Genomic DNA, 10627 nt, shown 5'->3' with positions numbered 1-10627 from the left:
CGCCGTCTTCTGACCAGCCTCCTGCTCCCGCAAAATCGCGATGATCTGCTCTTCGCTAAACCGACTCCGCTTCATAAATCCGTCTCCTCTCGGGTGACGGACTCTACCTAAAAATGGAGGAGTTTGCGGGGCTAAGGTCAGTAGCAAATCAGGATCGGGAGAGTTTTGTTCATGAGGCGATACCGTTTCCCGGCTGGAAATTTGTCGCCTCGGTAAATGCCAACTTGCTAGCGTGCCAATCAAAACGCTAAACAAAGCTGCAGTAATTTTGTCTCAAGTTTGCAGGCCGATGAGCAAATCCTATAAGCACCTTTATTTACCAATTGAAGAGTCCGCCCGTGAACTCAATGCGCGCCTGTTGCTCGTTATTGCAGCGATGCAGGCAGGCTATCGTGTGGTCATCGGCCAGCAGTGGCTCCTGATCAATAACCTGCAGAATCTCGCTCCCGGTATCGTGTTCTTTAAGGGCAGCAACAAAGTTCAGTCGAACTGGATGCACCATGCCAGCAAGCATGGCCACCGTATCGTAGCAATCGATGAAGAAGTCACGGCGATTGCCGACAGACGGTTTGTATTGAAGGAAATCTGCCCGGATTCACTGCCGCTGATAGACCGTTTCTTTCTCCAGGGACAGAACCAGTTCGACATCTATGTGGACGAGTTTCCGGAACACCGCAGCCGGTTCATGATCACCGGCAATCCGCGCTTCGACTTGCTGCGCAAGGAGTTCACTCAAGCATTCAATGAAGATGCGGAAAAATATCGCGCACAGTATGGACGATATATCCTGATCAACACCAATTTTGGCTATGTAAACACGGCTTGGGGGAAACCCGAAAATTTCGTACAGGTCTGCGAGAACGTAGGATATATCGACCGCGAGAATGCGGAAGATCGGAAGTTCCTGAGTGACTTTTACGATCTCGAGGTTATGAACATGGCCGGCTTCAAGGTCATGATCCGCAAGCTTCGCGACCGCTTTCCTGACCATAAAGTGATCGTTCGTCCCCACCCGGCCGAGAATGTTGAGGCATGGAAGGACGCTTTGTCCGGTGAGGAGCGTATCCATGTTGTCTTCGAAGGCTCGGCCGTACCGTGGATTTTGGGAGCTGACTATTTCATCCACAACACCTGTACGACCGGCACGGAAGCCATGGTGCTCGGCGTGCCCGTTGGCGCATATGCTTTCTATACGAACTGGGTGGAGTCCATTTTCCTCTCAAATCTGGTGACTCCTGTTTTCAGGGAGATGGAAAGCCTTTTCAGTGCCGTCGAAATGGGTATCAGGGACCGAAAGGGCGCGGTTAAGGCGATCCGGGAGGATCGCGATTCGGTGCTGAGACAGCATATTTCAGGGCTGGACAAGATTCTCGCCACCGCTGGCATCTTTCATGGCGTTGATAATCTTGAGGTAGAGATGTCGTCGGGGCCGGTTTACCGAGACGGGAAGGGCCTTAAGGTCGGTGTCCAGCGTTCTCCGTATCAGCGAAAGAAGATCGATCTCGGCCTCAAGGAATTGAATCAGAAGCTGACTAACCTGGTGAAGGTGACGGGGATCGGGTTCAGTGCCAAGGCCGAAAAAATAGGCGATTCTCTATTCATAATCACACCGATAGACTGACGTCAGTCCGTTATTTCATAGTGATCGCCTAAGATGTGACAAAGGATTCCATAATCCGGAGCCCGACCGGACCGCTCCGCTCCGGGTGGAATTGCACACCTGTGACATTATCTTTCGACACGGCTGCGGTGATCTTGATCCCGTCGTAGGTTGTCGTCGCCAGGATGCTCCCGTTTTGATCGGGAATGCCGTGATAGCTGTGCACGAAATAGGTATATTCACCCGGTTTGACTGATCGCAGTGGGCTCGAATCCCAGCTCCCTGGGCGCGGACATTCGAGCGGTGCCCAGCCGACATGGGGCAATTTGAATGCATTGTTTCCAGCAAGTGGTTTCAATTGCTTGACCCGGCCGGGAATGATCCCGATTCCGGCATGCTCACCGAATTCCTCGCCGATTTCGAACAGCGCCTGCATGCCGACGCAGATGCCAAGCATGGGGCGGCCGGTCTCGGCGAACTCCCGTGACAGATCCACGGCCCCGAAACGCCGCATCGCATCGAGGCATTTCGCAAAAGCGCCGACGCCGGGCAGGATCAGGCGTTCGACCTGATCGGCGCGCGGGCATTTGTCGACCAGCGCAACCTCCGCACCGGACTTTTCAACGGCACGGCAGACGCTGTAGAGATTGCCGATGCCGAAATCGAGGACTGTCACCTTGGGCGTGCTCATGACACGGACAGCTCCCTGATGTTCATGTTTGCGGCGAGCGCCTCGCCGCGGATCGATTCAACCGTCATGCGGTCATAGTGCAGGATATCGGCCATGGCGACGGCATCCGCATGTCCGTTCTCGACGGCGGAGACGAGATCGGCGGTTGATCCCATGCCGCCCGAGGCGATGACCGGTATGCTGACAAGGTTCGAAATCGCGCTCAGAAGCTCAATATCGAAGCCTCTGCGGGTACCTTCCTGATCAATGGAGGTAAGCAGCAGCTCGCCAGCGCCCATTTTCTCGGCTTCCTCGACCCATTCGACCACGTCGCGACCCGAATGTTCACGGCCGTTGTCAGTGTAGGCTTCCCACCGGCCCGAGTTCAGCCGCTTCGCCTCGACGGAGAGGACGACAGCCTGGCTGCCGAACTCTTCGGCAATCTCCGAGAGCAGCTCTGGACGGGAGATTGCCGCCGTATTGATCGCGACCTTGTCCGCGCCGGTGCGGAGCAGCCTGCGCGCATCTTCGACAGACCGGACGCCTCCGCCGACCGTGATCGGGACAAATACGTGGCGGGCTGTATGTTCGAGGAGCTCGCTGAGATTGTTGCGTCCATAAAGGCTTGCGACCGAATCCATATAGATGATCTCGTCGATGCCCTGCTCGTAATAGCGTTGAGCATAGGCCTGCGGGTCCCCAATCACGCGCAGGCCTTCCAGATGGATGCCCTTGATCAGGTTTGGGCCCTTGATATCAAGGCGGGCAATCAGTCGGATAGGACGCATGTCACCGGTCTCCGAGAACAGCCGTCAATTCTGTTGCCAGACGGTCCTACGCAGGGACCATTCCCCGGATTCCGAGCGCTGCCAGAGATGCGGCGAGCGGAACCGGTCGGCCAGATGCAGGAAGTAGTCGCGGGTCATCTTCTGGTTCTCAAAATTCTTGGCCGCCACCGGGAACTGGTCCTCGGTGATGCTCATATAGGCGAAATTATCCGCTTCGAACCGGTCCGGATATTCGCCGTCGAAGCGCTTTGCCAGGGCGACGCCTTCCTCGCGGAGGATGTCCTGGGACCTTATTTCCTGTGCGGCGTCATATGTTGCCCGGCCGATGCCGAACTTCACGTGGGTGCAGAAGTAATGCAGATCGTCGATCTTATCGTCGATGCTGTTGTACTTGCTGTAGGTGCCGGGTGTGCGCTCCGGAGAGGCTTGGAATCCGCCATGCTCGACAGAATAATAATAAGCGCTCTGTGGGTGCCATTTCAGATAGTAGCCGAGGTAATGGACCTGAATGCCAACTTTTTCCAGCCGATCAGGATCGGCCGGCATGTAAGGGATGAAATCCTGCTCCTCCAGACCGAAATCCTGCTGCAGTTCGGTCAGCGACACACCGCCCAGATAGATATTGTCGAAATCCTTGGACGCGTAATAGGTGTTTGAGCGGATCGGCGTGACGACATCGGTTTTGGGATTGCCGTACTCGGCTTCGTTCTCGCCATAGAAGACAAGCGGGATGTTGAAGCGCTCGGCCAGCTTCGGCGCCAGATTTTTCTGGCCAAGAATAAAGGGCTGAAACGGGTGATAGAGATTCTCGACCGAGAGCCTGGTCAGCAGCCGATGTACCCTGCCGTTAGGGGTGCACAGATAGTTATCGAATCCGGCGTGAATCCATGATTCAAAATTCTTCCATCCCCAATCCGTGTGGATATGCGGGGCCCAGGTAACGGTCAGCGGATGCATCCCGTACTTTGTTTTAAGGATGTGCGCCGCATAAAAGCTATCCTTGCCACCTGATCCGGGCAGGAGGCAGTCGTAGCTGCCATCTGTGCTGCGATGTTTGTCGCAGAGCGCAATCAGTTCCTCTTCGCGACTGCTCCAGTCGATTGTCGTGTGTTTTTCCTCGGCAACGCGGCAGGCGTCGCAAACTCCGTCTTCGTCAAGGGAGATGGTTTCCTTGCGGCTCTGCTTTGTGTGTTTGAACTCGACCGAAGAATTCGGGCGCTGATTCGAGATCACGCACTTGGTACAGAACTTGATATCCTTGGGAAGCCCGTAACGCGTTGATGGATCGGAGTTATCTGGCGCAAAGCTCGAAAAATCAATATCGACATGAGCTGGATACTTGTACATGGGAACCTTAAATTGGTGGATTGCCGCACTGCGCAGAATTCCTAGCACGGCTGCTTGGTGTTGAAGCAAGCTTTTTGCCTCCCGAGAGGCTTCGATTCTGGCAGGATACAAGCTGGAATTTGATGCAGCGTGCCATACCCCTCAACAGCACATTGGGTGTGATTTAAATATGAATGAGCATTCGGCGCCATTCGCCGGCCCCGCTTCGGGCAAACTCTTTTGTTTTGGTCTCGGCTATACATGCTCCCGGCTGGCTGCACGTCTAACAGACAAAGACTGGCAGGTCGGCGGGACTACCCGCAGCGGGCGTATGCATGATGGCTGGGATGCCGGAGATACGATCGAGATGCATGTCTTTTCGGGAAAAGAGCCGATCAATGGTGTTGCTGAGGCATGCGCGGGGGTAACCCACATCATTGCGTCTATTCCGCCGGACGAAGACGGTGATCCTGCACTGCGTTTTCATTTATCAGTTCTCCGCGCTCTGCCAAACCTGACGTGGGTTGGATATCTCTCGACGCCGGCCGTTTATGGCGATCGTGCTGGCGCTTTCGTGCATGAGGATGACGCACCAAATCCCGGTTCTGCGCGTGGCACACGGCGTCTTGCGGCCGAACGTGCCTGGGTTTCCGCCTTTGAAGATACAGACGTCTCGGTCCAGATATTCCGGCTCTCCGGGATCTACGGGCCGGGCCGGAGTGCGATAGACCAGTTGCGCAGCGGCAAGGCCCGGATCATCGACAAGCCGGGGCAGGTCTTCAACCGCATCCATGTCGACGATATAGGAACCATCCTGACGGCTTCGATGCAGCGACCGAATCACGGCCGCATCTACAATGTCGCGGATGACGAAGCCTGTCCCAGCGGGGATGTTATCCGCTATGCGGCGGCGCTCCTCGGGATGGACCCGCCAGAGCCGATTCCGTTCGACAGTGCGGAGCTGTCTCCGATGGCGCGGTCGTTTTATTCCGAGTGCAAAAGGCTCGATACCGCGCGGTTCAAATCCGAGCTTGGTGTCGAGCTGGCATACCCTACCTACCGGGAAGGGCTGCGCAGCCTTCTTGACGATGCATGAACCGCCGCGTAGAGCGAACAGACAGGTTCGCACGTAAGGAACGCATTGTGCCACGAGTTCCGGTCCATATTGTTGGCTGCGGGGGTCACGCCAAGGTCATCGCCATGATGGTTGAGGCTGGTGGTCAGTTCGACACTGTCTCCTTCATTGACCGGAATCCGGCAGAGGGCGCGTCTTTCCTGGGACGGCCAATACAGGACGAAGGCCCTTTCCTCGAAGATGGCTGTGGGGAGGCCGTCATCATCGCTCTCGGTGAAGGTGTGCGCCGCAGGGAGGCCGTGACCCGCTACAAGCAGGCCGGTTTCTCCAGCTTCCCTGCCGTCATGGCTCCGTCCGCCGAAATGGCCGAAGGGGTCTTGATCGGAGAGGGGAGCGTTTTGATGCCTGGCGTGATTGTGAATCCCGGGACGGAAATTGGTGCTTTCTGCGTTCTGAACACTGGCGCGATCCTTGAGCATGATTGCACCCTTGGCGATTATGCGGCGCTCGCTCCGGGCGCAACCGTGGGCGGCGATTGCCGGATCGGGGCTGGTGCCTATATCGGCATCGGCGCGGCCGTGTCCCACGGTCGTACGGTCGGACCGAATGCCGTTATTGGCGGCGGATCCTTCCTGGCCTCCGATGCAGGGGCCGACGAATTATGGGGCGGTGTCCCCGCAGTCTTGATCCGCAAGCGCGCACCGGGCGCGACAGTGCTGTGAGGATACATGCAGAATAGTTCGGAAGCCGGCCGGGTCTTCGTCATTGCCGAAGCCGGGATCAATCACAACGGCGACCTCGACATGGCGCGCCGTTTGGTGGAAACCGCAGCCGCAGCTGGCGCGGATGCGGTCAAGTTCCAAACATTTTCGCTGGAGTCCATTGTCGCTTCTTCTGCCCCGATGGCGGAATATCAAAAGGCAAACACCGGAGCCGGGGGCTCCCAGAAGGATATGCTGGCCAGCCTCGAGCTGCCGCTGGAAGCCTTTAGCGAATTGGCCGCATATTCCGCCTCGCTCGGCATCGAGTTCATGTCAACGGCGTTTGACCCGGTCAGCCTCGACCACCTTCTGTCCCTGAATGTGCGGCGGCTGAAAATACCGTCGGGCGAGATCACCAATCCAGAGCTGGTGCGGGCGATCGGCCAAGCCGGGCTGCCGGTGCTCATGTCGTCCGGTATGGCGAATCTCGGGGAGATCGAGCAGGCGCTCGGCTGGCTGGCTGAGTGTGGCGCGGGCGATATCAGCCTGCTGCATTGCGTCAGCGATTATCCGGCCGATCCGTCGGATGCGAACCTGGCGGCCATGGACACGCTCCGAACAGCATTCGGGCATCCTGTCGGCTGGTCTGATCATACGCTCGGCGATACCGTGACCATCGCCGCCGTAGCGCGAGGCGCAACGATCATCGAAAAGCACTTCACGCTTGATAAGACTCTACCGGGTCCGGATCACAAGGCCTCGCTCGACCCGTCAGAGCTGAAGCGGATGGTGGATAATATCCGGATCACCGAAGCAGCTATCGGCACGGGCCGCAAGCAACCGACGGAAGCGGAGCGGAAGGTGGCGCTCGTTGCCCGGCGCAGCATTGCCGCCCGCTCGAATATCGCCAAAGGGGCCGAAATCAAGGCCGCCGACCTGACATATCTGCGGCCGGGTGACGGTATCGCACCGTCGCATGCGGACATGGTGATCGGCCGGCGCGCCGTGCGGGCCATTTCGGCCGGGACACTTTTGAGCCTCGCTGATATCACCTGACGTAAAAGTGCCTTGCCGTGGAGCCACTTCCGCCCCATCTACCCGCGCATGAAAACGCTCACCAACCGTCCGGCTGCCTTGCCGTCGATCCTCAGCGCCGAGGATATGCTGACCGCGCGCGAAATTTCCGACTGGCTGCTGCAGGTCTCCCGCGAACGGAGTGATCTCGGCCGGCTCTGGGATGAGTTCTGCCGCCGGCTGGCGCTGGCAGGCGTGCCGGTCGAGCGGGGTACGGCCATCCTGATGGTGCTGCACGCGGTCAAGGAAGGCGTGCTCTGCGAGTGGCGGATGGGGCAGGGGGTGGAGGTCGAGCCCTGGCATTACGCGCCGGGCAATGCCAGGATCTATCAGGAAAGTCCCCTCCGCCTGGTGCACGAGACCAAGAGCTGGCTGCATCGCGCCATCGACGAGGAAAGCGCGGCGGAATTTCCGATCCTGGCCGACCTGAAGGCGCTCGGATATACGGACTATCTCTGCGTCCCGATCATCTTCGCCAACGGCATGCAGAATGCCCTTACCTTCGCCAGCCGGGAGACGCGGGGCTTTTCCGAGCGTGATATCGCCCTGCTCCGTCAGGTCATGCCGACGGCCAAGATCGTGCTGGAGCTGATGTCCGTCTATCGCAGCATGGACGATGTGCTGGCCATGTATGTCGGGCGCGAGCCCGGTGGCCGTATTCTTGCGGGCGACGTGCGGCGCGGCGTCGTCAACAAGATGGAGGCGGCGATTCTGGTCGCCGACATGCGCGATTTCACGCTGCTGTCCGACCGGCTCGGCGACAAACAGACGGTGGAGCTGCTGGACGCCTATTACGATTGCATCATCCCGCCGATCCTCGCGCGCGGCGGCGAGGTGCTGAAATTCACCGGCGACGGGATTCTCGCGATCTTCCAGGACGCCTCCGGAACCGGGGAGTGCCGGCTTTGCCGGGGCGGGGCCCTTGAGGCGGCGATAGAGGGCCAGGCCTGTCTCGATGCGCTGGACACCTCGCGATGGGGCGCCGATGTCGAGGTGAAGGCGGGTATCGCCCTGCATCACGGCAAGGTGGCTTTCGGCAATGTCGGCTCCGGCGAGCGGCTGGACTTCACGGTGATCGGCAAGGACGTCAACCTTGCCGCCCGGCTCGGTGCCAAGTGTCGCACCCTGCATGAGCCGATCCTGATGTCGAAGACCTTCGCCGACTGCCTGCCGGTTCCGGTGCGCAAACTCGGCGATTTCAGCCTGCGCGGCCTGCCCGGCACACAGGATGTCTATGTCCCGGCGTGAAGGACATGCGCTCCAATGAAGACGCAGGTTGCCTCCTGACAGGCCTCTTCCTGTAGGATTGCAAAGATGGCCGGTCCCGACACCGGATCGCCGGCGCGTGAAGAGGATCGCCGATTTGTCACCAATACCCGTTTTCTCGATCCCTGATATCGACACCAACCCGGCTCTTGGAGCGGCGTAGCGGCGATGCGTGACGATACGGAGCGGGGCAGCAAGACAGCCGCCGTTGTCGGCGGCGGTATCACCGGGTGCGCGACTGCGCTCGATCTCTCCCGTCTCGGCTTCCAGGTGACGCTCTACGAGGCGAAACCGCTGCTTGGCGGCATCCTGCGGGACCTCGAGAGTGACGGGCGCTGGTATTTCAACGGCTGCCAGTATCTGCGCACGGAACAGGCCTGGCACAAGGCTTTGCCGGGCGCGCTGCAAAGCAGCCTCTACAGGTTCGACCATTATTACGGTGCCCACACCGATCTTGGGTTCGGTCCGGTTTCTCACGAGGATTTCGAGGCACCCGTTTTCGATGCGCCGCCGGATGGTCTTGCCGATCCTGAGACCTACCGCGCCTGCGCCAGTCTGGCGGACAGGATGCGCTGCTATCCACCGGCCATCGGTGCGGCCGTGCTTGGATGGCTCAGGCACATCGGAGCCGATCCGGAGGCAATTGACGCGGGAAATGCCTACAACGTCCAGCTCGGCCGGCTTTACCTGCGCAGTGACGATAAAGAGATAGACGCTCTCAAGACCGGCTCGCCCGTTGCGGACGATCTGCTGGGTCTGCCGCGCACGGTCCGGGGCGAGGGGCGGCCGATCGGCAGTCTGCCGACCCATGGCTACAACGCCTTTTTCGATGTGTTCGAAACCATTCTGACCGAGGCAGGCGTCATTGTTTGCACAGGCCAGCCGGTCGTGCCGCGGTTCAAAGATGACACTGCCATTTTGAAGCTGCGTGGCGAGACTCTGAGGCCGGACCTGATCGTCTGGGCGGCGAACCCGACCCCGGTGGTTGCCGCCGCCGGACTGGGGCGCCTCGATGATCCCTTCGTCGATATCACCGTGAGCGCGGGCAGCATTTCCGGGCCCGGACTTCCCGCCGATCCCCATTATATGCAGGTCTACAGCACGGGCAGCCCGGTCACGCGCATTTTCAGCTATCCTCGCGAGGGTGAGCACTGCGTCACGGTCGAGCATATGCCGGACGGAAAAAGCGTGCCGGATCTGCAGGAGCATGTGCAGGAGATCTGCCGGTCGTTCTATGGCGACGTCCGGATCGAGATCGCAGTCCAGCAGCCGCAGCGCCGGCATATCTTCTTCTCACCGGCGGACCGGGCGCGGTTCGACGCGTTCCGCGATCTGTGCGCGACGCGCTATGTCAATTTCGTCGACGGCGCGTGGGAAAGCTACGCGCGCGATCCGAAGATCAACGGCATCGCATCGACCCTGCGGGCACGGCTGCCGCTGATCTGTCCCTAGAACTCGATCCCGGCCTGCGCCTTGAAGCCGGAGCGGAAGGGATGCTTGATCTGGGTCATCTCGGTAACCAGATGGGCCGCCTCGATCAGCTCTTCCTTGGCGTTCCGGCCGGTGACGATGACATGCAGGTCCGGGCGCTTGTTCCTCAGGGTCTCGACGACCTCTTCAAGCGGCAGGTAATCGTAGCGCAGGACGATGTTCAGCTCGTCCATCAGCACCATGTCGATTTCGGGATCCGCCATCAGTTCCTTCGCCTGCTCCCAGGCGGCACGGGCGGCGGCGATGTCGCGGTTCAGGTCCTGGGTGTCCCAGGTGAAACCCTCGCCCATGGTGCGGATGGAGACCTGATCGGCGAAGGCTTCCAGCACCTTGCGCTCGCCGGTCTCCCACTTGCCTTTGACGAACTGCACGACGCCGACATTCATGCCATGGCCGATGGCCCGGCAGACCATGCCGAAGGCGGCCGTGCTCTTGCCCTTGCCCTTGCCGGTATGGACGATCAGCAAACCGCCGGTCTCGGTCTTGGTGGCCATGATCTTGTTCCGGGCGGCTTTCTTCTTCGCCATCTTCTCGGCGTGCCGGGCGGCCTTTTCCGGATCGATCTCGCTGCCGGATTCGATGTTCTCGTCGCTCATCGTTTCTCTCCCTCGTCTTTCATCATCGCACCGCCCGACC

10 protein-coding genes are annotated in these 10627 nt (G+C 59.4%); 6 read left to right on the top strand and 4 right to left on the bottom strand.

What is annotated here, in order from left to right; all coding sequences use genetic code 11:
• The first annotated feature begins 289 nt into the window (after positions 1–289).
• Positions 290–1621 carry a surface carbohydrate biosynthesis protein gene (locus tag RH950_RS01505; RefSeq protein ID WP_350052995.1) on the top strand — a complete coding sequence of 444 codons (1332 nt, stop codon included), beginning with the start codon at positions 290–292 and terminating at the stop codon, positions 1619–1621.
• 28 nt (positions 1622–1649) lie between these two features.
• Here the strand turns inward: RH950_RS01505 and hisH are convergent, their stop codons facing one another.
• The 3 genes from hisH to RH950_RS01490 are packed head-to-tail and all read right to left on the bottom strand — an operon-like array spanning position 1650 to position 4474.
• Positions 1650–2291 (bottom strand): imidazole glycerol phosphate synthase subunit HisH, encoded by a 642-nt coding sequence (hisH, locus tag RH950_RS01500; RefSeq protein WP_350052993.1) that lies wholly within the window; start codon positions 2289–2291, stop codon positions 1650–1652.
• The gene (hisF, locus tag RH950_RS01495; RefSeq protein WP_350052991.1) at positions 2288–3058 is read right to left on the bottom strand and encodes an imidazole glycerol phosphate synthase subunit HisF; all 771 of its coding nucleotides are present in this window, start codon (positions 3056–3058) and stop codon (positions 2288–2290) included. Before hisF ends, hisH begins: the two co-directional genes overlap by 4 nt.
• Positions 3059–3082: 24 nt before the next feature.
• On the bottom strand, positions 3083–4474 hold the full coding sequence (locus RH950_RS01490) for an N-acetyl sugar amidotransferase (RefSeq protein ID WP_350052989.1): 1392 nt from the start codon (positions 4472–4474) through the stop codon (positions 3083–3085).
• Positions 4475–4574: 100 nt separating this feature from the next.
• Here RH950_RS01490 and RH950_RS01485 point away from each other — a divergent pair, with 100 nt between their 5' ends.
• From RH950_RS01485 to RH950_RS01465, 5 genes are all read left to right on the top strand, one after another.
• A complete protein-coding gene (locus RH950_RS01485; RefSeq protein WP_350052987.1) occupies positions 4575–5480 on the top strand; it encodes an SDR family oxidoreductase in 906 nt (301 codons plus the stop codon).
• A 47-nt stretch (positions 5481–5527) separates the two neighbouring features.
• Positions 5528–6181, top strand: a complete 654-nt coding sequence (locus RH950_RS01480) for an acetyltransferase (RefSeq protein ID WP_350052986.1) — start codon at positions 5528–5530, stop codon at positions 6179–6181.
• 6 nt (positions 6182–6187) lie between these two features.
• Positions 6188–7216, top strand: a complete 1029-nt coding sequence (gene neuB, locus RH950_RS01475) for an N-acetylneuraminate synthase (protein WP_350052984.1) — start codon at positions 6188–6190, stop codon at positions 7214–7216.
• Positions 7217–7264: 48 nt separating this feature from the next.
• Positions 7265–8482 (top strand): adenylate/guanylate cyclase domain-containing protein, encoded by a 1218-nt coding sequence (locus RH950_RS01470; RefSeq protein ID WP_350052982.1) that lies wholly within the window; start codon positions 7265–7267, stop codon positions 8480–8482.
• A gap of 186 nt (positions 8483–8668) precedes the next feature.
• A complete protein-coding gene (locus RH950_RS01465; protein ID WP_350052980.1) occupies positions 8669–9952 on the top strand; it encodes an FAD-dependent oxidoreductase in 1284 nt (427 codons plus the stop codon).
• On the opposite strand, the gene cobO is transcribed toward RH950_RS01465, so the two are convergent.
• Positions 9949–10587 carry a cob(I)yrinic acid a,c-diamide adenosyltransferase gene (gene cobO / locus RH950_RS01460; RefSeq protein WP_350052978.1) on the bottom strand — a complete coding sequence of 213 codons (639 nt, stop codon included), beginning with the start codon at positions 10585–10587 and terminating at the stop codon, positions 9949–9951. The two genes, RH950_RS01465 and cobO, sit on opposite strands and share 4 nt — an antisense overlap.
• Between the last annotated feature and the right edge of the window lie 40 nt (positions 10588–10627).

The sequence above is a fragment of the Nisaea sp. genome (assembly GCF_040217065.1).
Classification (GTDB): Bacteria; Pseudomonadota; Alphaproteobacteria; order Thalassobaculales; family Thalassobaculaceae; genus Nisaea.
Note: the sequence above shows the minus strand (reverse complement) of the source record. Positions and strands in the feature narration are given on the sequence as shown.

What these genes read in the sequence shown, in the direction of transcription:
- RH950_RS01505 (WP_350052995.1), top strand. Translation starts at nt 290, where the DNA reads ATGAGCAAATCCTATAAGCACCTTTATTTACCAATTGAAGAGTCCGCC.
- hisH (WP_350052993.1), bottom strand. Translation starts at nt 2,291, where the DNA reads ATGAGCACGCCCAAGGTGACAGTCCTCGATTTCGGCATCGGCAATCTC.
- hisF (WP_350052991.1), bottom strand. Translation starts at nt 3,058, where the DNA reads ATGCGTCCTATCCGACTGATTGCCCGCCTTGATATCAAGGGCCCAAAC.
- RH950_RS01485 (WP_350052987.1), top strand. Translation starts at nt 4,575, where the DNA reads ATGAATGAGCATTCGGCGCCATTCGCCGGCCCCGCTTCGGGCAAACTC.
- neuB (WP_350052984.1), top strand. Translation starts at nt 6,188, where the DNA reads ATGCAGAATAGTTCGGAAGCCGGCCGGGTCTTCGTCATTGCCGAAGCC.
- RH950_RS01470 (WP_350052982.1), top strand. Translation starts at nt 7,265, where the DNA reads ATGAAAACGCTCACCAACCGTCCGGCTGCCTTGCCGTCGATCCTCAGC.
- RH950_RS01465 (WP_350052980.1), top strand. Translation starts at nt 8,669, where the DNA reads ATGCGTGACGATACGGAGCGGGGCAGCAAGACAGCCGCCGTTGTCGGC.
- cobO (WP_350052978.1), bottom strand. Translation starts at nt 10,587, where the DNA reads ATGAGCGACGAGAACATCGAATCCGGCAGCGAGATCGATCCGGAAAAG.